This is a genomic window from Streptomyces sp. NPDC026062 (assembly GCF_055568375.1).
In genome coordinates this window covers 1-22794 of sequence record NZ_JBVHOQ010000045.1, presented here as the reverse complement: position 1 = coordinate 22794, position 22794 = coordinate 1, and the positions used below count along the sequence as shown (strand labels likewise).

General features: G+C 70.0%; 21 protein-coding genes. 9 read left to right on the top strand and 12 right to left on the bottom strand.

Annotation, left to right across the window (positions count from 1 at the left end; all coding sequences use genetic code 11):
• Position 1: 1 nt before the first annotated feature.
• The 6 genes from hflX to ACZ4LX_RS31365 form a co-directional block, all read right to left on the bottom strand.
• Positions 2-1522, bottom strand: coding sequence for a GTPase HflX (gene hflX, locus ACZ4LX_RS31390; RefSeq protein WP_467641539.1), 1521 nt, complete (start codon positions 1520-1522; stop codon positions 2-4).
• A gap of 142 nt (positions 1523-1664) precedes the next feature.
• Entirely contained in the window at positions 1665-3119 is a 1455-nt protein-coding gene (locus tag ACZ4LX_RS31385) for a M1 family metallopeptidase (RefSeq protein WP_467641542.1), read from the bottom strand.
• 95 nt (positions 3120-3214) lie between these two features.
• On the bottom strand, positions 3215-5344 hold the full coding sequence (locus tag ACZ4LX_RS31380; protein WP_467641545.1) for a RelA/SpoT family protein: 2130 nt from the start codon (positions 5342-5344) through the stop codon (positions 3215-3217).
• 176 nt (positions 5345-5520) lie between these two features.
• Positions 5521-6393: a diaminopimelate epimerase gene (dapF, locus tag ACZ4LX_RS31375; RefSeq protein ID WP_467641548.1), complete on the bottom strand. Its 873-nt coding sequence runs from the start codon at positions 6391-6393 to the stop codon at positions 5521-5523.
• Between the two features lie 100 nt (positions 6394-6493).
• Positions 6494-6934 carry a hypothetical protein gene (locus ACZ4LX_RS31370; RefSeq protein WP_467641698.1) on the bottom strand — a complete coding sequence of 147 codons (441 nt, stop codon included), beginning with the start codon at positions 6932-6934 and terminating at the stop codon, positions 6494-6496.
• Positions 6935-7432: 498 nt separating this feature from the next.
• Positions 7433-8023 (bottom strand): hypothetical protein, encoded by a 591-nt coding sequence (locus ACZ4LX_RS31365; RefSeq protein WP_467641551.1) that lies wholly within the window; start codon positions 8021-8023, stop codon positions 7433-7435.
• A gap of 257 nt (positions 8024-8280) precedes the next feature.
• Here ACZ4LX_RS31365 and ACZ4LX_RS31360 point away from each other — a divergent pair, with 257 nt between their 5' ends.
• Both ACZ4LX_RS31360 and ACZ4LX_RS31355 read left to right on the top strand, forming a co-directional pair.
• Entirely contained in the window at positions 8281-8685 is a 405-nt protein-coding gene (locus tag ACZ4LX_RS31360) for a hypothetical protein (RefSeq protein WP_467641554.1), read from the top strand.
• 162 nt (positions 8686-8847) lie between these two features.
• Positions 8848-9252, top strand: coding sequence for a VOC family protein (locus ACZ4LX_RS31355; protein WP_467641557.1), 405 nt, complete (start codon positions 8848-8850; stop codon positions 9250-9252).
• 189 nt (positions 9253-9441) lie between these two features.
• Here the strand turns inward: ACZ4LX_RS31355 and ACZ4LX_RS31350 are convergent, their stop codons facing one another.
• Positions 9442-10377, bottom strand: a complete 936-nt coding sequence (locus ACZ4LX_RS31350; RefSeq protein WP_467641560.1) for a LysR family transcriptional regulator — start codon at positions 10375-10377, stop codon at positions 9442-9444.
• Positions 10378-10516: 139 nt separating this feature from the next.
• On the opposite strand from ACZ4LX_RS31350, the gene ACZ4LX_RS31345 reads away from it, so the two are divergent.
• On the top strand, positions 10517-11761 hold the full coding sequence (locus tag ACZ4LX_RS31345; RefSeq protein ID WP_467641563.1) for an MFS transporter: 1245 nt from the start codon (positions 10517-10519) through the stop codon (positions 11759-11761).
• Between the two features lie 54 nt (positions 11762-11815).
• Here ACZ4LX_RS31345 and miaA read toward each other — a convergent pair whose 3' ends face one another.
• The gene (miaA, locus tag ACZ4LX_RS31340) at positions 11816-12754 is read right to left on the bottom strand and encodes a tRNA (adenosine(37)-N6)-dimethylallyltransferase MiaA (protein WP_467641566.1); all 939 of its coding nucleotides are present in this window, start codon (positions 12752-12754) and stop codon (positions 11816-11818) included.
• 237 nt (positions 12755-12991) lie between these two features.
• On the opposite strand from miaA, the gene ACZ4LX_RS31335 reads away from it, so the two are divergent.
• The gene (locus ACZ4LX_RS31335) at positions 12992-13255 is read left to right on the top strand and encodes an antitoxin (protein WP_326739259.1); all 264 of its coding nucleotides are present in this window, start codon (positions 12992-12994) and stop codon (positions 13253-13255) included.
• 78 nt (positions 13256-13333) lie between these two features.
• Here the strand turns inward: ACZ4LX_RS31335 and ACZ4LX_RS31330 are convergent, their stop codons facing one another.
• Both ACZ4LX_RS31330 and miaB read right to left on the bottom strand, forming a co-directional pair.
• Positions 13334-14047 (bottom strand): class III extradiol dioxygenase subunit B-like domain-containing protein, encoded by a 714-nt coding sequence (locus ACZ4LX_RS31330; protein WP_467641569.1) that lies wholly within the window; start codon positions 14045-14047, stop codon positions 13334-13336.
• Positions 14048-14117: 70 nt separating this feature from the next.
• Complete coding sequence (gene miaB, locus ACZ4LX_RS31325) at positions 14118-15638, bottom strand: tRNA (N6-isopentenyl adenosine(37)-C2)-methylthiotransferase MiaB (protein WP_467641572.1); 1521 nt, start codon at positions 15636-15638, stop codon at positions 14118-14120.
• 136 nt (positions 15639-15774) lie between these two features.
• Between miaB and ACZ4LX_RS31320 the strand changes: the two genes are divergently transcribed.
• Positions 15775-16776, top strand: coding sequence for a TAXI family TRAP transporter solute-binding subunit (locus ACZ4LX_RS31320; protein WP_467641575.1), 1002 nt, complete (start codon positions 15775-15777; stop codon positions 16774-16776).
• Positions 16777-16890: 114 nt separating this feature from the next.
• Here ACZ4LX_RS31320 and ACZ4LX_RS31315 read toward each other — a convergent pair whose 3' ends face one another.
• On the bottom strand, positions 16891-18285 hold the full coding sequence (locus tag ACZ4LX_RS31315; RefSeq protein ID WP_467641578.1) for a sensor histidine kinase: 1395 nt from the start codon (positions 18283-18285) through the stop codon (positions 16891-16893).
• Between the two features lie 16 nt (positions 18286-18301).
• Positions 18302-18994 (bottom strand): response regulator transcription factor, encoded by a 693-nt coding sequence (locus ACZ4LX_RS31310; RefSeq protein WP_467641582.1) that lies wholly within the window; start codon positions 18992-18994, stop codon positions 18302-18304.
• 317 nt (positions 18995-19311) lie between these two features.
• On the opposite strand from ACZ4LX_RS31310, the gene ACZ4LX_RS31305 reads away from it, so the two are divergent.
• From ACZ4LX_RS31305 to ACZ4LX_RS31290, 4 genes are all read left to right on the top strand, one after another.
• Positions 19312-20100, top strand: coding sequence for an amino acid ABC transporter ATP-binding protein (locus ACZ4LX_RS31305; RefSeq protein ID WP_467641585.1), 789 nt, complete (start codon positions 19312-19314; stop codon positions 20098-20100).
• 69 nt (positions 20101-20169) lie between these two features.
• Positions 20170-21012 carry a glutamate ABC transporter substrate-binding protein gene (locus ACZ4LX_RS31300; protein WP_467641587.1) on the top strand — a complete coding sequence of 281 codons (843 nt, stop codon included), beginning with the start codon at positions 20170-20172 and terminating at the stop codon, positions 21010-21012.
• A 74-nt stretch (positions 21013-21086) separates the two neighbouring features.
• Positions 21087-21752: an amino acid ABC transporter permease gene (locus ACZ4LX_RS31295; protein ID WP_467641590.1), complete on the top strand. Its 666-nt coding sequence runs from the start codon at positions 21087-21089 to the stop codon at positions 21750-21752.
• Positions 21749-22639, top strand: a complete 891-nt coding sequence (locus tag ACZ4LX_RS31290; RefSeq protein ID WP_467641593.1) for an amino acid ABC transporter permease — start codon at positions 21749-21751, stop codon at positions 22637-22639. The genes ACZ4LX_RS31295 and ACZ4LX_RS31290 overlap by 4 nt, the downstream gene beginning before the upstream one ends.
• The last annotated feature ends 155 nt before the right edge of the window (positions 22640-22794 follow it).

The window sequence follows — 22794 nt, the reverse complement described above, 5'->3', positions numbered from 1 at the left end:
GTCAGTGCGCCGCGGGTACGAACGCGGCGAGGTCCGAAGCAAGCTCCTCGTGCACCCGCGCCTTGAGCAGCGTGCCCTCCGACGTGTGCTCCTCGGAGATCACCTCGCCCTCGGCATGCACCCGGGAGACGAGTCCGCCCTGGGTGTACGGCACGAGCGCCTCGATCTCGACCGACGGCCTCGGCAGCTCACTGTCGATGAGCGCGAGCAGCTCGTCGATACCGGCACCGGTCCGTGCCGACACCGCGATCGCGTGCTTCTCGTTGCGCAGCAGTCGCTGAAGGACCAGCGGGTCGGCCGCGTCCGCCTTGTTGATCACCACGATCTCGGGCACGTTCACCGCGCCCACCTCGCGGATGACCTCGCGCACCGCCGCCAGCTGCTCCTCCGGCACCGGGTGCGCGCCGTCCACCACGTGCAGGATGAGATCGGACTCGCCGACCTCCTCCATGGTGGAGCGGAAGGCCTCGACCAGGTGGTGCGGCAGATGACGTACGAACCCGACGGTGTCGGCGAGCGTGTAGATCCGTCCGCTCGGCGTCTCGGCCCGGCGCACGGTCGGGTCCAGGGTGGCGAACAGGGCGTTCTCCACCAGCACACCCGCACCGGTCAGCCGGTTGAGCAGCGAGGACTTGCCCGCGTTGGTGTATCCCGCGATGGCGACCGAAGGCACCTTGTTGCGCTTGCGTTCCTGGCGCTTGATCTCGCGGCCGGTCTTCATCTCCGCGATCTCCCGGCGCATCTTCGCCATCTTCTCGCGGATCCGTCGCCGGTCGGTCTCGATCTTGGTCTCACCGGGACCACGGGTCGCCATACCGCCACCGCCGCTGGAACCGCCGCCGCCCATCTGACGGGAGAGCGACTGACCCCAGCCGCGCAGCCGCGGCAGCATGTACTGCATCTGTGCCAGCGAGACCTGCGCCTTGCCCTCACGGGACTTGGCGTGCTGGGCGAAGATGTCGAGAATCAGGGCGGTCCGGTCGACCACCTTGACCTTGACGACGTCTTCGAGATGGATCAGCTGGCCGGGGCTGAGCTCACCGTCGCACACCACGGTATCGGCCCCTGTTTCGAGCACGATGTCGCGCAGTTCGAGCGCCTTGCCGGAACCGATGTAGGTGGCCGGGTCGGGCTTGTCGCGGCGCTGGAAGACGGCGTCGAGCACCTGGGCTCCGGCCGTCTCGGCGAGTGCCGCAAGCTCTGCGAGGGAGATCTCCGCGTCGTGCACCGTGCCCGAGGTCCAGACACCGACCAGTACGACGCGCTCCAGGCGCAGCTGGCGGTACTCGACCTCGGTGACGTCCTCGAGCTCGGTGGAGAGTCCGGCCACACGCCGCAGCGCGGCACGGTCGGAGCGGTCCAGCTGTTCACCGTCCCGCGCTCCGTCGATCTCGTGGCTCCAGGCGACGTCCTCTTCCATCAGGGCGTCCGCCCGAAGGCTTTCGGTGAGGCTCTCGGTGACGTTCTCCGTGGCACTCTGCGCGTTCTGCGCGTCCTGGGGAAGGGAAGAAGAGGAGGTCATTGGATCCTTACGTCGATAGAAGTCCGTTACAACTGTCACAACGTGTGACCTCCCGGGATGATTCCCGAGGGGGAATTCTCCGGTCCGGACGCTGCCGCGACTCGTCGATAGTGGCATGGCGGGACCGGCCCGTCACGCGGGTTTACCGTTGCCGCGCCGGTGTCGCGCTGCGCCAGTCGGGATGCCCCGGCATGGGCGGCGTCTTCTTCCCGTACAGCCAGCCGTCGAAGAACGCGGTCAGGTCGCGTCCGGCCACCCGGGACGCCAGGGCGGTGAAGTCGGCCGTGGCGGCGTTGGAGTCGCGGTGCTTGCGCACCCAGAGCCTCTCCAGGCGGTCGAAGGCGCCGTTGCCGATTTCCTGGCGGAGCGCGTAGAGGACCAGTGCGCTTCCGTCGTACACCACCGGCCGGAACAGGCTGATCTTCTCGCCCGGTGCCGGCGGGGCGGGCCGGGCCGGCGGACCGCCCCCGGCACGCCAGCCGTCCGACCGGCTGTAGGCGTCGCGCATCCGGCGCTCCAGCGGCTTGCCGGCGTGCTCCTCGGCGTAGCGGGCCTCGTACCAGCTCGCGTGCCCCTCGTTGAGCCAGAGATCGGACCAGGCACGCGGGGAGACGCTGTCGCCGAACCACTGGTGGGCGAGCTCGTGGACCATGACCGAGTCGACATACCACGAGGGAAATCCGCTGTCGGTGAAGAGCCGGAGCTCGAAGAGGGAGAGCGTCTGGGTCTCCAGCTCGAACCCGGTCTCGGTGTCGGCGACCAGCAGGCCGTAGTTCTCGAACGGGTAGCGGCCGACCTGCCGCTCCATCCATTCCAGCTGGCCAGGGGTCTTCCGCAGCCAGGGTTCGAGCCTCTCCCGGTCGGCGGCCGGGACGACGTCGCGCACGGGCAGTCCGTGCGGACCGGTGCGCTCGACGACGGTGGACCGCCCGATGCCGACCTGGGCCAGTTCGGTGGCCATGGGGTGATCGGTGCGGTAGGTCCAGGTGGTGCGGTCACCGTGCCTGATCAGCCCGGTGCGCAGACCGTTGGCCACCACCGTCAGATCCTTGGGGGCGGTGACGCGGAAGGTGAAGTACGCCTTGTCGGCGGGGTGGTCGTTGCTGGGGAAGACCCGGTGCCCGGCATCGGCCTGATTGGCCATCACGAGCCCGTCGGCGGTCCGCACCCAGCCGCCGCTGTCCTGTTCGCCCGAGGGGTCACTGGTGTGGTGGACGGTGACGCGCAGGGGCACTCCTGCCGGCAGGCTGCCCGGTGGCTCGATGATCAGGTCCTCGTCGCGGGTCGCGAACTCGGCGCTCAGACCGTTGACTTCGACCGACCGCACGGTGCCACGGGTGAAATCGAGGTTGATCCGGTCCAGCGGCTCGGTCGTCCGCGCGTCGATCGTGGTGACGGCGTCCAGCGGTTCACTGTTGCGGCCCTCGTAGCTGAGGCCGATGTCGTAGGCGAGTACGTCGTATCCGGGGTTGCCGAGATTCGGGAAGAGCGGGTCCCCGATGCCGAGGGGCACCGGTGCGGGCAGGGTTGCGGCGACGAGGGTGGCCGATGCGGTGGCCAGCAGGGTGGCCCGAAGACGGCGGGAGAGGAACGGCATGGACTACGGCTACCAGCGCCGCCCCGCCGTGATGGGACGGCGCGCGCCGCGCCACCCGAACGAGGTCCGCCGCCGTCGGCGGTGCCGTCGCCCGGTCAGAGTGCCGCGGCCGGGTGCTGGGCACGGCTCACGTCGTACACCCCCGGTACGTCACGCATGGCGCGCATCAGCGCGGGCAGTCCGGCGGCATCGGGGAGCTGCAGGGTGTATGTGTGGCGCACGCGCTGTTCGCTGGGGGGTTCGACGGTGGCGGAGATGATGGCCGCGTCCGCGCCCGCGATCGCCTCGGTGAGATCGGCGAGCAGCCGGGGCCGGCCGAAGGACTCCGCGACCAGGGTCACCCGGCATTCGGCCGCGTCGCCCCAGCGCACGGCGACCGGCTCCCGGCCCACGGCCTCCATATTGGCCACGACAGGACACTCCAGCCGGTGGACGGTGACGGCTCCGCCACGCACCGTGAATCCGGTGACATCGTCGGGGGGCACGGGGGTGCAGCAGCCCGCGAGCCGCACGGTGGTGTCGGGCCGCTCGACCAGCGCGCTCACCGTGCGGCTGTCCGCACCGGGCGATCCGGGCCGGGGGGGCCGGGCCGGCGGCGAGCCGGGCCTGCGGCTGTCATACCGGCTTCCGGCGGCGGGTTCCGGTGCCTGTGGATGGGCTTCGAGCCAGCCGGTGATGGCGATGCGGGCGGTGGGCGTCCGTACGTGGTCGAGCCAGTCGGGCGAGGGTCCGGACGCGGCGTCCTCGGCGAGGAGCGGCTGGACGGTGTCGCCGTCGCCGAGCACGGTGCCGAGGGTGGCCAGCCGGCCGTTGACCCGGGCTCCGATACAGCTGTGCGCGGCGTCGCCGTACTGCGCGTAGGCGGCGTCGACGCAGGTGGCGCCCATGGGCAGGCCGAGCGTGGCACCGTCGGTGCGGAAGACGGTGATCTCGCGGTCCTGGGCGAGATCGGCGCGCAGGGTGGTCCAGAAGGTGTCGGGGTCGGGAGCGGACTGCTGCCACTGGAGGAGCCGGGAGAGCCAGCCGGGACGGGTCGGGTCGGCCCGTTCGCCGTCGGCGGGCTCGGTGCTCGGTGCCGTGCCGTCCGCGGCGTAGGGATTGCCGAGCGCGATGACGCCGGCCTCGGCGACCTTGTGCATGCGGTGGGTACGGATGAGGACTTCGGCGACCTCGCCGTCCGGACCCACCACCGCGGTGTGCAGCGACTGGTACAGGTTGAACTTGGGCGAGGCGATGAAGTCCTTGAACTCGGAGATCACCGGGGTGAAACAGGTGTGGAGTTCGCCGAGGACCGCGTAGCAGTCGGCGTCCTCACCGACGAGTACCAGCAGACGCCCGAAGTCGCTGCCGCGCAGTTCGCCGCGTTTGATCCGGACGCGGTGCACGGAGACGAAGTGGCGCGGTCTGACGGCCACTTCGGCGGTGATGTCGGCCTCCCGCAGCACCCCGGCGACGTTGCCCGCGATGGCGGTGAGCGGGTCCGCCGCGGTCTTCGCCGTCGCGTCGGCGATCAAGGCGCGGGTGTGTGCGTACTCCTCGGGGTGAAGGATGGCGAAGACGAGATCTTCCAGCTCGGTCTTGAGCGCCTGGACACCGAGCCGTTCGGCGAGCGGGATCAGTACGTCGCGGGTGACCTTGGCGATCCTGGCCTGCTTCTCGGGACGCATCACGCCGAGTGTGCGCATGTTGTGCAGCCGGTCGGCGAGCTTGATCGACATGACCCGGACGTCGTCGCCGGTGGCGACGAGCATCTTGCGGAAGGTCTCCGGCTCGGCGGCGGCCCCGTAGTCGACCTTCTCCAGCTTGGTCACGCCGTCGACGAGGTAGCAGACCTCCTCGCCGAACTGCTCCCGCACCTGGTCGAGAGTCACCTCGGTGTCCTCGACGGTGTCGTGGAGGAGAGAGGCGGTCAGGGTGGTGGTCTCGGCACCGAGCTCGGCGAGGATGAGGGTGACCGCGAGCGGGTGCGTGATGTAGGGCTCGCCGCTCTTGCGCATCTGGCCGCGGTGCGAGCTCTCCGCGAGGACGTAGGCCCGGTGCAGCACGGTGAGATCGGCATCGGGATGGTGGGCCCGGTGCGCTTCGGCGACATGGCCGATGGCGTCCGGCAGCCGGTCCCGGGAGACCGGGCCGAGCAGGGCGACCCGGCCAAGCCGACGGAGATCGATCCGGGGACGGCCCCGCCTGCGAATGGGAGCACCTGGGTTGGTGGCCTCTGCACTCATGGGGCACCTCCGGCAGCGTCGACCGGCGGTGGGAAAGCGCGGTCGCGCCTTCGGTCCGGTGCTTGATGCTACCGACCCCACCACGTGGCGGAGTCCCGCTCTCGCCCAGCGTGAAACGGATCACCCATTCGAGCGACGGCCTGAGGGCTGTCCCGCAGTTCCTGGCGGGACAGCCCTCAGGACGTGAGCGTTGCGAGCAAGGCCGGATCGATCATGCCCTCGGCGACGATCACCGCCGCCCCGGTCATCTCGATCTCACCGTCCGGATGCTCGGTGATCACCAGGGTGCCGCCCGGCAGATCGACGGTGTACGTGACCGGGGCCCCGGTCACCGCGGGGTCCGCCGCGTCCCGGCGGGCCGAGGCGACGGCCACGGCGCAGGCACCGGTGCCGCAGGAGCGGGTCTCGCCCGAGCCCCGTTCGTGGACCCGCATCGCGACGTGCCGGGGCCCTCGGTCCACGACGAACTCGATGTTGACCCCGTCGGGGTAGACGGCGGCGGGCGCGAACGACGGCTCGACGAACAGGTCCCCGGCGTGGGCCAGGTCGTCGACGAACGCGATCGCGTGCGGATTGCCCATGTTCACGTTGCGGGTGTCCCAGCTGCGGTCCGCGACGGTGACGGTGACGCCGTCGGCGGAAAGCAGGGCGCGGCCCATCGAGACGGTCACGTCGCCGTTCTTGGCGAGGTGCACCTTCTTCACGCCGCCGCGGGTGGCGACGGCGAGGTCACCCTCCTCCACGGCGCCGACGCGCTGGAGGTAGCGGGCGAAGACCCGTACGCCGTTGCCGCACATCTCGGCGACGGATCCGTCGGCGTTGCGGTAGTCCATGAACCACTCGGCCTCGTCGGCCATGGCCTGCGCCTCGGGGTGCGCGGCGGACCGTACGACGTGCAGCAGTCCGTCACCGCCGATGCCGGCGCGGCGGTCGCACAGCCCGGCAACGAGGGACGCGGGCAGGTCGAGGGCGTTGTCGGGGTCGGGAACGATCACGAAGTCGTTCTCGGTGCCGTGGCCCTTGAGGAAGGCGATCTGCGAGGTGGTCACAGGACAACTGTACGAGCCCGTACCGACAGCCCGGGGAATCGGCCCGCCTCGGGGTGAGCCGGACGGGGATCGCCGGCCGCGCCGTCGCGCGGCCCGGTCCTCAGTTCTGCAGTCGTGCCACGCGCCAGACGGCCAGCGCGACCAGGGCGGCACCCACAGCCACGTACAGCGCGATCACCCGCCAGTCGGCCCGTTCCCCGGAGCCCCGGGACGGCAGTCCCGGCCAGGTGTACCCGACGCGGCGGGCGGCCATCATGCCCCAGCCCGCGGCACAGCAGCTGATCAGCAACCCCAGCATCGCGACCACCGGGCCGCCGTCTCCCACCTCGAAGGCGAGCGGGAAGGCGAACATCAGCGATCCCAGCGCGGCGAGCATGACGATCGGCGCGAGCTGCCAGATACGCAGCCGGCGGGCGGGGCGCAGCTCGACCTCGACCTCGGGAGTCACGGCGAGTTCATCGGGCCCGTCGGGGCTCAGATGTCCTGCCTCGTGCTGCGTGTCCGGTGCGTCTTGTTCTGTGTCGCGAGGGCCGGCCTCCATCGCCACGCGCCCTCCCAACTCGGACTGGTCGATCGATGCTCGATGATGGCACGTCGCGGGTCGCCGAATTGCCGGGCAGGGCTTCCCGATGCAATCACGTGATCAGGCTGTTATAGCCCCGCTTTGGGGTTTATGCAGGTCAGACGCCTGCTGCTGGTCGGCGAGTCAGCAGGAGACCAGCCATAGCCGCAGGTCAGCGCCGGATTGACCGGTGACGAGCGGCCCGCGGAAGGACCCTCTCCATCGTGTCGAACAAGCTTGCGCGGGGTGGGAACGGCTCCTTCGAACACCGCGCGTGCCACCGGGCTCCGAGCCGCCCGTACGTCCCCCGATCCGCTTCCGCCGCACCCGGGGCGGCAGTCCGAGGAAGTCCGGCTCCCCCGCCCGGGAAACCGCGTCGAACGACCGTCCGGAGCCGTTCTCGCGTTCCGCGGGAAACGCGTCCTCGGGAAACGCGTCCTCGGGAAACGGGTCCTCGGGTCAAGGAACCGCTCTGCTTCACCGCAGCCCCGCGAGTCCGAGAACAAGCACCACGTAGAGCGCGAGAAGGACGACTTGCAGAGCAAGGGCGATCACCGTGTGAACCGTGCGATGTCCTCGGTCCCCCAGGCCGAGGTGCGCACGGGCAGCCGCACTGACGCGCGGTTCGCTCTGCCGGTCGGCACCGGTCCGCCGCAATGCGCGCACCAACGCACGCCGGCCTCTGACCGAGGTGAGACCGACGCGCACGCCGTTGCCGTCACGCACCACTACGGCATGGGAAGCCCTCCCGCCACGGGTGAAGGCGGTGAGCAGCCTGACGTCCCTGATGTCCGTGAGGTCCAGCACCCGGACTCCGGTCAGCGTGCGGGCCGTCACACGCGACATCGAGCACTGAACCAGTCCCGTTTCCTCGCACAGCACCTGGAGCAGCAGGAATCCGGCCGGTCCCGCCGTCAGCGCAAGGGCCACCGAGGCACCGGTGGGCACCATGCCCGCCAGGGCCATCAACCGGGCGGCAAACGGCGAAAGAACAAGAAGGGCGGCACCGGAGGCCGCGAGCCGGGCCCGGGACCGAGCCGCGGCCGGTGCTGTCTCGGCAGAATTCACGACAGCACCGTATGCGCAGGGGCCGGGAGCCGGTACTCCGCACCCGTGTCGCGCACCCGGCCCGGCGGGCGGCCAGTACCGCGAGGCCGGAACAGATATGAGGCGGCGCGAGGAACATCGGGGCGTCGAACAGGACGACGAAGAGTCCGTGTCTGTCGTGGCTCCGGGAGCGGCCCCCACCTCGGCCGCTCCCACGACCACGCCGGAGGACCGAACACCCGCGGGAGCCGCCGGTGGCGTCTGCCATGGTGCTTGCCATGTCCGCACGCAATCGAAGACTGCCCCGGCACCGCGCCTGGCCACTGACCACCACCGACATCAACGAGTGTCTCGGCCCCCACATGACCCGCGTCAAGGAGCTGCGGTTCCTCACCGGGCATGACAGCGGGACCATCGTCGTAGGAGCGGCGTGGGTCGCTCCGGACCCCCGCAACCACGGCGGCGGCATCCACCCGGACATGGTCGGCATCCACATAGACATCCACCCGGTCGACGCCGCTCGACGTGCGGCCACCCGCGCTGTTCTGCGCGCGCATGCCCTCCCGCAACTCCGCGCATGGATCACACAGGCGATCACTGCCGACGAGACATGGCGACTGACTCCCCATCAGCACTACTGGCGGCTCACCGACGGCCACCTCACCCACCGGGACGAAGCATGAGCCGAGTCCGGACGACGCGTGGACGCCGGGCGGCCGTCGAGGGCGGCCCTCGACGCCCTGCGCGGTGTTGCATAGCATCGTGGGCACGGCATCGCGTGTCGGTCACCGGTCGGGTGAGGCATGGAGGCGCCCGTGAGACTGCCTTACGGAGGCATTCCACACATGTCAGTCGAGTTGAATCACACCATCATCCATGCCCGGGACAACCGGGAGTCGGCCGAATTCCTGGCGCACATCCTGGGGCTCGAGGCCGGGACCGAGTGGGGCCCGTTCATTCCGGTCGCCACCAGCAACGGGGTCACTCTGGACTTCGCCGCCATCCCGGCGGAGTCGATCGTCACGCAGCATTACGCGTTCCTCGTTTCCGACGAGGAGTTCGACGCGGCCTTCGCGCGGATCCAGGAGGGCGGGATCGCGTACTACGCCGATCCGCAGCGGAAGCAGCCTCAGGAGATCAACCACAACCACGGCGGGCGCGGCCTCTACTTCATGGATCCGGCCGGTCACGGCATGGAGATCATCACGCGGCCCTACGACAACCACGAACAGGTGCGGACGGCTTCGTAGGGCAAGGGGCAGGTCAGGGCTGCCCCGGCCTGCATTCGTGGCGTAATCGGACTGCCGGCGGCGGCACACCGGTGGGCTCTCCTGTGCGGCTGCCAGCTGTCGCCGGTACCCCGAGGAAACCAGCCCACCGGTGACCTTGCGGATCGCCCCTGACCGCCTGCGCCGGGCCCTGCGCCTGGACGTGGGCGGTCAGCGCGGAATCACCCATCCCGGTACCCAGGTCCCGGTGGCGCCGTGACCGGCCGTTGTGGCGGCGAGGTGGGTACGGAGAGTGGCAAGCGCCGGGTGGGGGTTGTCGCGGTGCCAGAGGAGCGAATGCGGGTAGACGGGCGTCGGGTCGGTGACCGTGATGCGGCGCAGGCCGTGGCCGGCGGGCCAGATCAGGCGGCTGTGCCCGCCCATGAAGGTGGCCAGGGCCGGGGTGTCGGAGATGGTGTCGAGGAGGGCATCGGAGCCGAAGTTGGGGCCGGTCACCTCGATGGTGAGGCCGAACTCGGCGACGAGGTCGTCGTAGTAGGCGCCCCACTCGGTACCGGGGGCGATGCCTGGCATCCAGATCCGGTGCCCGGTGAGCTGGGCGAGGGTCACGGACCGGGCGCCCGCCAGTGCGTGGGCGGGGCCGGTGAGAAGGTGGAGCGGCTCGTCGAGCACCCGGACGGAGACAAAGTCCTCGGGAAGGGGACGGCCGGGCGCGGCGACGGCGCGGAAGGACGCGTCGATGGCACCGGAGCGGATGGCGGTGACAGCCGTCTCGATGTCGACCAGCATCATCACGTCGAGGTCGATGTCGGGGTGCACACGGTGGAAGTCACGCATCAGGCCCGACTGCGCGCTGCGCGAGGCGATCACGTCGACGCGAAGCGGCCGGCAGCCGGGGCGCACGGACGCGCCCGCACGCTCGGCGACGCGCAGCAGCTCACGGGCGTGGGGCAGGAATGCCTGCCCGTCGATGGTGAGCTCGGCGCCGCGTGCGGCACGCGTGAACAGCCGCACGCCGAGGGTGCGCTCCAGCGCGGCGATACGTTTGGAGACGGCCTGCTGGGTGACCGACAGGTCGGCGGCGGCTTTCTGGAACTGGCCCGCTTCCACGACCGCGACGAAGGTACGTACTGCTTCGAGGTCCACGCCGATCCACCTTAGTGAACAACCGATGGTTGTGAATGGCTGGCATGTCAGTTGTTTGACCTGCTGTTGTCCTTCCCGATTACCTCTCACCGGTCAACGTCGGTTTGTTCGGGCGGGATCTCAAGGGGGTGCGTCGGGCATGGTGGGCAGGAGACGGCTGGGCCGGCGGTTCGGCTGGCTGTGGGCGTCGTATGCGGTGAGCGCGTACGGGTCCGGGCTGGGGTTCGGGGCGTTGCCGCTGATCGCCGTGACGGTGTTGCATGCCGGCCCCGCCGAGGTGTCGGCGTTGTCGGCGGTGGGGCCTGCGGTGGGTTCGCTGATCGCGGTGCCGCTCGCGCCGTGGGTCGAGTTCCGGCGCAAGCGCCCGGTCATGATCATGATGGACCTGGCCCGGTTCGCCGCCATGGCGACGATCCCTGTCGCCTACGCCTTCGGATGGCTCGGATTCGTCCAGCTGCTCGTGGTCTCGGCCGTGGTCGCCGCAGCCAGGATCGCCTTCAACGCGGCCGGCGGCGCCTGTCTCAAGGACCTTGTCCGACCGGACGACCTACTGGTCGCCAACGCGCGGTTCGAATCCACGAACTGGAGCTCCATCGCGGTGGGACCACCGCTGGGCGGGGCGGCGATCGGCCTGTTCGGACCAGTCACCACCGTGGTGGCCGACGCGCTCAGCTACCTGCTGTCCGCCCTGGGCATCACCGCGATCCGAGGCCGGGAGGAAACACCGCGACCGTCCGGCGAGAACCCGGTCCGGGCGGGCGCGCTGCTCGACGGCTGGCGGCACATCATGGGCCACCCCGGTCTGCGGCCGCTCTACCTCAACCAATTGCTCGTCGCAGGTCTGGTCATGGCCACCGAGCCACTGCTCGCCGTGCTTCTGCTCGGCCGGCTCGGGTACCCGCCCTGGCAGTACGCCCTCGTCTTCGCCGTCCCCTGCCTGGGCGGACTCATCGGCTCCCGGCTGGCCCGACGGGTCGTGGCCCGCTTCGGCCGGCACCGGGTGTTCCGGACCGTCGGCACCCTGCGCGCCGTCTGGCTGATCGGCCTGGCCTTCGTCCGCCCCGGCACCGTCGGCCTCGTCACCGTGATGGCCGTCGAGCTGGCCATCATCATCAACATGAGCCTGTACAGCCCGGTCCTCGCCACCTACCGGCTCGAGAACACTCCCAGGCATCTGGTCGCCCGCACCCTGTCGGCCTGGTCGATCGGCCAGCAGGCGTCCGTCGCCGCCCTCACCGCGCTCGCCGGGCTGCTCGCCGACGTCACCGGCCCACGCACCGCGCTCGCGTTCGCGGGACTGCTCATCCTGACCACACCGCTCCTGCTTCCCCGACAGGACCGGACGTCGCAGCCCGCACCGGAACCGTCCCGCAGCCACTCATGAGGCACCACCCGGCAGAGACGGTTCCTGTACGTCAGCGATCTCCCGGCCCGAGCGTCAGGCCGTCACCGCTTGTTCCACCAACGCCAGCGCCAGCCCCGGGAGCTGTCCGCGGTCCTCCGCGGCACCGCTGAGCCAGTGGACGCGCGGGTCGCGGCGGAACCAGGAGTCCTGGCGGCGCGCGAAGCGTTTGGTGGCGCGCACGGTCTCGATGCGCGCCTCCTCCTCCGTGCACTCCCCCGCCAGGGCTGTGAGCACCTGCTGATAGCCGAGTGCCCGGGAGGCGGTGCGCCCCTCCCGCAGTCCCAGTGCCTCCAGCGCGCGCACCTCGTCCACGAGTCCGGCCTCCCACATCCGGTCGACCCGTACCGCGATGCGCTCGTCCAGCTCCGGGCGCGCCACGTCGACACCGATCTGGACGGCGTCGTAGACCGCGTCGTCGCCCGGAAGGTTGGCGGTGAAGGGCTTGCCGGTGATCTCGATGACCTCCAGGGCCCGCACGATGCGCCGGCCGTTGCTCGGAAGGATGGCGCGGCCCGCCTCGGGGTCGGCCGCGGACAGCCGCTCATGCAGGGCTCCGGAGCCCTGCTCGGCCAGCTCCGCCTCCAGCGTGGCGCGGACCTCCGGGTCCGTCCCGGGGAACTCCAGGGCGTCGATCGCGCCCTTCACATACAGACCGGAACCGCCCACCAGGACGGGCGTACGCCCCTCGGCGAGCAGCCGGTCGATCTCGGTGCGGGCCAGGCGCTGGTACTCCGCGACGCTGGCGGTCTCGGTGACGTCCCAGATGTCCAGCAGCCGGTGAGGGACGGACCCGCGCTCGTCGAGCGTCAGCTTGGCGGTGCCGATGTCCATCCCCCGGTAGAGCTGCATGGAGTCGGCATTGACCACCTCGCCCCCGAGCTGCTGGGCGAGGAACACCCCCAGGTCGGACTTTCCGGCTGCGGTGGGACCGACGACGGCGATGACCCGCGGTGCGGGAACTGGACTTCTCACCGCCCCAGTCTCGCAAACCTCGGGGCCGTTCCCGAATGGGCGAGGTGCGCGCCGTGCGGCCGGCCCCTCGGCGCGCACCTCCGAGTAAAATGGTGTCCACATACGGGTGGTTTCTCATGGTTCCGCCGCCTGTCCTCTCACAGCGCCGATGCCGTGGCCGGAGAGTACGGAAGCGCAGGGCGGGTACGGGGACCGGAGAGAACACGCGCACGCAGCCCCCAGCAGAGAAGGTGTCCGATGGGCTTCATGGACAATTTGAAGGCGAAGCTGAGCCCGGCGAAGGACAAGGTGAGCGACCTTGCGCAGCAGCACGGGGACAAGATCGACCAGGGGCTCGACAAAGCCGCGCGGACAGTGGACGCGAAGACCAAGGGCAAGTACAGCGACAAGATCGTGTCCGGCACGCAGAAGGCCAAGGGTGCCGTGGACCGGCTCGCCCAGAAGGACGGGGGCGGCACTCCGCCCGCACCGGGCAGCACTCCGCCGCCGCCCGCTTCCTGACACCGGGCCGCGGAACGCGGGACGGCCGCGGAACGCTCTCGTTCCGCGGCCGTCCCGCCTTCCGGCTGTGCGAGGGGGTCAGGACCAGGCAGCGACCATGTAGCCGACGCCGTACGGTGCGTCGTCGTACAGCAGCCTGCCGTCCATCCCGGCACCCTCGGCCGCCCCCGCCAGCACCTGCCAGGGCGCGCGGCCCGCGGCCTTGAGTTCGTACGCCGACGCCTCGTCCAGCGCGATCAGCGCGCCCGTGTCCGCCGTCCCCAGCGCGCGCGAGGCCGTCGCGTCGAAGCCCGCGGCGCGCTCGTCGAGGTAGCCGGGCGCCTTCAGGGTGCGGCAGGCACTGCCGTCGCCCATCACCAGCAGCGCGACCCGGTCCGCGCGCGCGGCCAGCCCGCGCCCCGCCTCCGTGCAGCGGCCGGTCTCCAGCTGCTCACCCACCCCGAGCGCCTCGACCGGGGTGCCCGCCCATCCGGTGCGCGCCAGCAGCCACGCACCGACCGCGAGCGACGGCGGGAGCGGGCGCTCGACGACCGCGCCCAGGTCCCGCCCCAGCCGTACGTCGAGGTCCACGCCGAACTCCTGGAAGCCACCGGCGGCGCCCTCGGGATGAGGGCCCCTGCCCGCGAGGTCCGCCGGCCCGACCACGACCAGCAGATCGGGCCGGGAGGCCGCGAGCACGCCCAGGGCGTCGGTGCACGCGGCCCTCGCTCCATCGAGCTCGGGCGCGGCACCGGCGGCGACAGCGGGGACCAGCAGGGGCGGACAGGGGCAGACAGCGGCGGCTACAAGCATGCTGGGCAGCGTACTGTCCGGGCACGTCCGCTCCGGGAGCGGTACGCCCGTCAGCCAGGCGGTACGTCCGTCAGTCGCAGCCGCAGCCCGGCGCCGAGGCCGCGGGCAGCGGTGCCGGGGCGCCGATCCCGGGCAGGCCCAGCATGACGCCTGCCGGCTTGGCGGCAGCAGCGGCGGTGCGCTTCTCCCAGGCGTCCCCCGACCGGGTCCGCCGGACCCCGAGGGGCGCGCCCTCGGCGAGGAGGTGGTGCGGGGCCGCGTAGCTGATCTCGACGGTCACCACGTCGCCGGGCCGTACGTCCTCGTCCGGCTTGGTGAAGTGGACCAGGCGGTTGTCGGGCGCGCGGCCGGACAGACGGTGGGTCGCGCCGTCCTTGCGGCCCTCGCCCTCCGCGACCATGACGTCCAGGGTGCGGCCGACCTGCTTCTTGTTCTCGTCCCAGGAGATCTGTTCCTGGAGGGCGGACAGGCGCATGTACCGCTCCTGGACGACCTCCTTGGGGATCTGCCCGTCCATGTCGGCGGCCGGGGTACCGGGGCGCTTGGAGTACTGGAAGGTGAAGGCGTTGGCGAAACGCGCCTCGCGGACCGCGTGCATGGTCTGCTCGAAGTCCTCCTCGGTCTCACCGGGGAAGCCGACGATGATGTCGGTGGAGATCGCGGCGTCCGGCATCGCGGCCCGCACCTTGTCGATGATGCCGAGGAAGCGTTCCTGCCGGTACGAGCGCCGCATCGCCTTCAGGATCGTGTCCGAGCCCGACTGCATCGGCATGTGCAGCTGCGGCATCACGTTCGGCGTCTCGGCCATGGCCGCGATCACGTCGTCCGTGAAGTCACGCGGGTGCGGCGAGGTGAAGCGGACCCGCTCCAGGCCATCGATCCTCCCGCAGGCCCGCAGCAGCTTGGAGAAGGCCTCCCGGTCGCCGATGTCGGAGCCGTACGCGTTGACGTTCTGGCCGAGCAGCGTGATCTCGGAGACGCCCTCGGCGACCAGGGCCTCGATCTCGGCCAGGATGTCGCCGGTACGCCGGTCCTTCTCCTTGCCGCGCAGCGCCGGGACGATGCAGAAGGTGCAGGTGTTGTTGCAGCCGACGGAGATCGAGACCCAGGCGGCGTACGCGGACTCACGGCGGGTGGGCAGCGTCGAGGGGAACGCCTCCAGGGACTCGGCGATCTCGATCTGCGCCTCCTCCTGGACGCGGGCGCGCTCCAGGAGCACGGGCAGCTTGCCGATGTTGTGCGTGCCGAAGACGACATCGACCCAGGGCGCGCGCTCGACGATGGTGTCGCGGTCCTTCTGCGCGAGGCAGCCGCCGACCGCGATCTGCATCCCGGGACGCTTCGTCTTCATCGGGGCGAGCCGGCCGAGGTTGCCGTAGAGCTTGTTGTCGGCGTTCTCCCGCACCGCGCAGGTGTTGAAGACGACGACATCGGCGTCACCGTCGCAGCCCTCGGGCGCCCGCACATAGCCGGCGTCCTCCAGCAGCCCCGACAGCCGCTCGGAGTCGTGGACGTTCATCTGGCACCCGTAGGTGCGCACCTCATAGCTTTTTCTGACGTCCACTGCTTCGCTCCGGTTGCCGCTGCTCATGCGACAAGGGTAGGCGCTGCCCGGACACCTCCCGCCGCGGGCGGCTTCCGGACCGCGCACCGGCGCCCCTCCCCCGGCGGGCGGATCCGCCGGCGCCCCTGGCCAGGGCGGGGAACCACCTGGCAGGATCGCCGCCATGCTCCCGGCAGGACTGTCCCGAATCGCCCGGCGTCGCCCCCTTCGGACGGGCGCCGCCCTCGTCGTCGTGCTCGGACTGCTGCTCTGGTGGCTGCTCCCCATCGGCTCCCCGGCGCCGACCGGGACCCTGACGTTCAGTACCGGGGTGCGCAGCGGCGTCTACGAGCGCTACGGAGAGCGGCTCAAGGGTGCGCTCGCCAAGGACCTCCCCAAGGTGTCGATACGGCTGCAGACGAGCGAGGGCTCGCAGCAGAACATCGCCCGGGTCGCGACGGGCAAGGCCGATTTCACCATCGCCACCACCGATGCCCTCGCCGCCTACATCCGCGGACACAAGCAGGGTGCCGACCGGCTGCGCGGCTGTGTCCGGCTGTACGACGACTACATCCAGCTGGTCGTGAACCGGAGCTCGGACATCCGCAAGGTCGCGGATCTGCGCGGCAAGAGGGTCGCGGTCGGGCAGCCCGGTTCGGGTGTGCGGCTGGTCGCCGACCGGCTGATGACGGCCGCCGGCCTGAACCCCGTCGACGATGTGACGGCCGTGCCGGCCGGGATCGACACGATGCCGAAGCTGCTGGAGGAGGGCCGGCTCGATGCGTTCTTCTGGTCGGGCGGGCTGCCGACGACCGCGGTGGCGGATCTCGCGGACCGGTTCTCGATCCGGCTCATCCCCTTGGAGGACCCGCTCATCAGGGAGCTCCAGGGGGCGGGTGGGGCCACGCGCTACTACCGTTCGGCCGTGATGCCCGCGGACGCCTACCGCAGCGCGCAGCAGGGCCAGGCCGTGCCCACGGTGGCGGTCGCCAACGTGCTGGTGACCACGGACCGCACGGACCCGGTGTTGACGGAGGCGTTCACCAGGACGGTGATCGACAGCCGGGACCGGATCGGGCGGGAGGTGCACGCCGCGCAGCTGGTGGATCTCCGGACCGCGATCTACACGGATCCGCTGCCGCTGCACGAGGGGGCCAAGCGCTACTACCGCTCGGTCAAGCCCTAGGCCCCCTGAGCCGTCCCACACCGGCGGAAGCCCGCTTCAGCCCGGCGGCAGCCTGCTCAGCCCGGCGAAACCCCGCTCCGCCTGCCCACCCCGTCGGATCCCCGCTCAGCCGCCTCAGCCCTGCGGCCCGTTGCGCGGCACCGAGACCGTCACGCGCAGCCCGTGCGGTTCGTTGCGCTCGCAGGCGAGGGAGCCGGCGCTCGCGGCGAGGAGTGCCTTGGAGATGGAGAGGCCGAGGCCGGAGCCCCGTATGTTCTGATGCTGGGAACTGCGCCAGAACCGGTCTCCGACGCGCTCCAGCTCCTGCTCGGTGAGCCCCGGTCCGCCGTCCGCCACCACCACGGTCACGCAGGAGCTCTTGGCGGCGACGGTGACCCGGACCTCCTCGCCCGCGGGGGTGAACTTGAGGGCGTTGTCGATGATGGCGTCGAGCGCGCTGGACAGGGCGATGGGATCCGCCCAGGCGGTGACGGCCCCCATGCCGGCCGCACGCAGCCGTACGCCCTTCTCTTCCGCCACCGGCCGCCAGGAGGCGACCCGTTCGGCGCTGAGGGCTCCGATGTCCGTGAGCTGCAGTTCGGTACCGGCGTGCTCGGCCAGCGCCAGGTCGAGGAGGTCGTCGAGCACCTGGCCGAGGCGTTTGCCCTCGGTACGCACGGAGGCGATCTCCTCGTTTCCCTCGGGGAGTTCGAGGGCGAGCAGCTCGATCCGCAGCAGCAGCGCCGCCAGCGGATTGCGCAACTGGTGCGAGGCGTCCGCGACAAAGGCGCGCTGCTGCTCCAGCACGTCCTCGACGTTGTCGGCCATCTCGTTGAACGAACGGGCCAGGCGCCTGAGTTCCGGCGGGCCGCCCGACGCCGCGACCCGGGAGCGCATCCGGCCGCTGGCGATGTCGTGGGCGACGGCGTCCAGCGTCCGTACGGGGAGCAGCACCCAGCCGGTGAGCCGGTTCGCGGCACCGACGGCCACCAGCATCGCGATCACCTCACCCGCGGCGATCAGCAGCCAGCCGCGGAGCGTGGCGGCCCGCATCTGGTCGGTGGGCGAGTCGATGACGACGACGGCGATCACATCACCGTCCCGCACGACGGGCGAGGCGACGACCACACGGCCGTCCTGCCAGGGCCAGACCTGGGGCGGATCGTGGCTGCGGCGTCCGAGGAGCGCCTCGTTGAAGGCCTCTCGGCCCTCGCCCTCGACGGGCAGCCGCCAGGAGCCCGGCGCCTTGGCCATCGCGGAGTCGTCACGGTAGAAGACCCCGGCCCGGATGCCGTAGACGGCGTCGTACGTCTCCAGCTCGCCCTGCAGCGTACGGCGCCGCTCGTCGTGGCCGCTGGTGCGTTCGGTGATGAACTGGGCGAGTGCCGCGAAGCGCGCCGTGTCGTCGATGCGGTCGATCACGACGCCCTGCTGCCGGGCCGCCGCCACGCTGACGGCCAGCGGGAAGCCGAGCGCGAGCAGGACGCCCGCCATGAGGACGATGAGCAGCGGAAGCAGCCTGGTGCGCAAGGGGAACGTACGCCTTCTACGCGGACGGGGCGACGAGGCGGTACCCGACCCCGCGCACGGTCTCGATCAGGGCGGGCAGCCGCAGCTTGGAGCGCAGGGAGGCGACGTGCACCTCCAGCGTGCGTCCCGTCCCCTCCCAGCTCGTACGCCACACCTCGCTGATGATCTGTTCCCGGCGGAACACCACACCGGGGCGCTGGGCGAGGAGGGCGAGAAGGTCGAACTCCTTGCGGGTGAGCTGGACTTCGCTTCCGTCGACGCTGACCCGGCGGGTCGGCAGCTCGATGTGCACATGCCCCAGGCGCAGGGCCGCGACGGACGTGGGAGCGGTGTCCTCGGTGCCGGACTTGCGCCTGCTGACGGCATGGATACGGGCGAGGAGTTCGCCGGTGTCGTACGGCTTGGTCACGTAGTCGTCGGCGCCGAGGTTGAGTCCATGGATCCGTGAGCGGACGTCGGCCCGTGCCGTCACCATGATCACGGGCACGGAGCTGCGCTTGCGGATCTTCCCGCAGACCTCGTATCCGTCCTGGTCGGGCAGACCGAGGTCGAGGAGCACGACGCCGAAGGGTTCCGTTTCGGTGGGAAGGAGCGCCTGGAGGGCCTCCTCGCCGCTGCGGGCGTGCACCACCTTGAAGCCGTGCCGGGCGAGGATCGCGGACAGTGCGGCGGCGACGTGGTTGTCGTCCTCGACGAGCAGCAGTCTCATGGCCCCCCTCTCCCGATGTGCGATGTCTGTACGGTCACGTACACCTCCGGTTACTTCCCCGTACCGGGGCGTTTCACGTCAGGGTGTACCAGGGCATCCACTCCGATGACGGGTGGACCAGTCAAGGCCCCTTCCGTTGCATCGAGGTTTCCGTTATGCACCCGGTACGCCCCGGGGGTCCGGCAGGGCGTCCCGTTCACACGGAGTGTCCGGTTGCAGCCGGATCGTTATGCTCAATTTCCGCTCAGATGTAATGACGCTGGTCGCACTGCGTCACTAAGGTCCTTCCCAACCGAGGAGGACGGAGCAAGAAGCCGATGAGCGGAGTTTCAGTGACCAAGGGTGTCGAGGACGCCGCGCCCGCGGCCGGCGACGACCTGGTCGTGCTGAGCAACGTCAACAAGCACTTCGGCGCGCTGCATGTGCTCCAGGACATCGACCTGACGATCGCCCGTGGCGAGGTCGTGGTCGTCATCGGGCCCTCGGGGTCCGGGAAGTCCACGCTGTGCCGCACGATCAACCGCTTGGAGACGATCGACTCGGGCGCGATCTCGATCGACGGAAAGCCGCTGCCCGCGGAGGGCAAGGAGCTGGCGAGGCTGCGTGCCGATGTCGGCATGGTCTTCCAGTCGTTCAATCTCTTCGCGCACAAGACGGTGCTGGAGAACGTGACGCTCGGCCAGCTCAAGGTCCGCAAGGCGGACAAGAAGGCCGCCGAGGACAAGGCGCGTTCACTGCTCGACCGGGTGGGGGTCGGGACCCAGGCCGACAAGTACCCCTCCCAGCTCTCCGGCGGCCAGCAGCAACGTGTCGCGATCGCACGGGCGTTGGCGATGGACCCGAAGGTCATGCTCTTCGACGAGCCGACCTCCGCGCTCGACCCGGAGATGATCAACGAGGTGCTGGAAGTCATGCAGCAGCTCGCCCGCGACGGCATGACCATGGTCGTCGTCACGCACGAGATGGGATTCGCCCGCTCCGCGGCCAACCGCGTCGTCTTCATGGCGGACGGGAAGATCGTCGAAGAGGCCACGCCCGACCAGTTCTTCAGCAACCCGCGCAGTGACCGGGCCAAGGACTTCCTGTCGAAGATCCTTCACCACTGATGGAGCCTTCGACGCCGGTCACCGGACCGGCCGATCACTCACATCGCGTCAACTCTAGGGAATATCACCATGCAGCTTCGTAAGGTCACCGCCGCCTCGGCCGCCGTGCTCGCCCTCGCCCTGACCGCCACCGCCTGTGGTTCCGACGACAAGGACGACGCGTCCGGTTCGGGCGGCGGCAAGAAGATCACGATCGGTATCAAGATCGACCAGCCGGGTATCGGCCTGAAGACCCCGGACGGCAAGTACACCGGTTTCGACGTCGATGTCGCCACGTACGTGGCCAAGGAACTGGGCTACGACGCCAAGGACATCAACTTCAAGGAGACCAAGAGCGCCGACCGTGAGACGTCGATCGAGCGCGGTGACGTGAAGTTCATCGCCGCCTCGTACTCGATCAACGACGAGCGGCTGGCCAAGGTCGACTTCGCGGGCCCGTACCTCCTCGCCCACCAGGACATCCTGATCCGCGCGGACGACAACTCCATCAAGTCGCCCGAGGACCTGAACAACAAGAACCTCTGTTCCGTCACCGGCTCGACCTCGGCGCAGAACGTCCACGACAAGCTGGCCCCGAAGGCCGAGCTCCAGGAGTACGGCGGCTACTCGGAGTGCCTGACCGGCCTGGAGAACAAGGCTGTCGACGCGCTGACCACCGATGACAGCATCCTGGCCGGCTACGCCTCGCAGGACGCCAACAAGGGCAAGTTCAAGCTGGCCGGTTTCAAGATGACCAACGAGAACTACGGCATCGGCCTGAAGAAGGGAGACGCCGACCTGAAGAAGAAGATCAACGACGCTCTCACCAAGATGGTCTCGGACGGTTCGTGGAAGAAGGCCGTGGACGCCAACTTCGGTCCGGCGGGCTACAAGAACGAGGACGCCCCGAAGATCGGCAACGTCGTCAAGTGAAGCAGGGTTGACCGGGCGCGCCGCCACTGAGGGCGGCGCGCCGTGCCCTCCTACACGCGGAAGCGCGGGAGATCGTGTTCGACTTTCTTGATGGTTACGACCTGTTGGGGGCCTTCTGGGTGACGGTGCAGCTCACCGTCTACTCCGCCCTCGGCTCCCTCATATGGGGAACACTCCTGGCCGGCATGAAGGTCAGTCCGGTCCCCCTGATGCGCGGTTTCGCGACCGGCTATGTGAACGTGATCCGGAACATTCCGTTGACCGTGATCATTCTCTTCTCGTCGCTGGGCCTGTTCTCGACACTCAGCGTCAAGCTCGGCGGCGACGGCTTCACGAGCATCAACTTCCGGCTCGCGGTGCTCGCCCTGAGCGCCTACACCGCCGCCTTCGTGTGCGAGGCCCTGCGGTCCGGCATCAACACGGTGCCGGTCGGCCAGGCCGAAGCCGCACGCGCCCTCGGCCTGAGCTTCACCCAGGTACTGCGGCTGATCATCCTGCCGCAGGCGTTCCGCTCGGTGGTCAACCCGCTCTCCAACGTGCTGATCGCGCTGACGAAGAACACCACCGTCGCTTCCGCGATCGGGGTGGCGGAGGCCTCGTACCTGATGAAGGGCATGATCGAGAACGAGGCGCAGCTGCTCCTGATCTCGTGCGTCTTCGCGTTCGGGTTCATCGTTCTGACCCTCCCGACCGGCCTCATCCTCGGCTGGGTGAGCAAGAAGGTGGCGGTGAAGCGATGAGCTCGGTCCTCTACGACGCCCAGGGGCCGCGTGCCAAGCGGCGGAACATCCTCTACACCGTCCTGTTCGTGCTGGGCGCGGCAGCCGTGGTGTGGTGGGTGTACGACGGTCTCGCCTCCAAGCACCAGCTCGACTGGATCAAGTGGAAGCCCTTCTTCACCAGCTCCCAGCCGTGGGAGACGTACATCTGGCCCGGACTCCAGAACACGCTCAAGGCGGCGTTCTTCGCGCTGATCATCGCGCTGCCGCTGGGTGCCCTGTTCGGAATCGGCCGGCTCTCGGACCACCGGTGGATGCGGGCGCCGTCCGGTGTGGTCGTGGAGTTCTTCCGCGCCATTCCGGTGCTGATCCTGATGATCATCGCGAATGCGGTGTACTCGGAGTACACGAACATCAGCACCGACACCCGCCCGCTGTACGCGGTGGTCACCGGCCTGGTGCTCTACAACGCCTCGGTGCTCGCCGAGATCGTGCGCGCCGGCATCGAGTCCCTTCCCCGGGGACAGACCGACGCGGCCAAGGCCATCGGCATGCGCAAGGGCCAGACCATGGTCTTCGTGCTGCTGCCGCAGGCGGTCACCGTCATGCTCCCCGCGATCGTCAGCCAGCTCGTGGTCATCGTGAAGGACACCGCCCTCGGTGGCGCGGTGATGACGTTCCCCGAACTGCTGGCGTCCGTCCGGCCGATGGCCGCGAACTACGGCGCGAACACCATCGCGTGCTTCACGATCATCGCCGTGATCTACATCGCGGTGAACTTCGCCCTCACCACGTTCGCGAGCTGGCTGGAGCGACGACTGCGACAGCGGAAGAAGAGCGCCGACAAGGGGGGCGCGCCGAAGAAGGCCGGTGAGCCGGTGCTCGTCATGGACTCGGCATCCGTCTGACAGCCCGTCGATCGACGTCCGCGGGGGGGGGGGGGGGGCCCGCCCCCCCCCCCCCCCCCGGGGCGGGGGGGACGTGGAGCACGCCCCCCCCCTAGGTTGGAATAGGTGTGGTTTGGGGCCCCGCGGCGCCGCGGGCGCCGAGGCATAGACGCCGC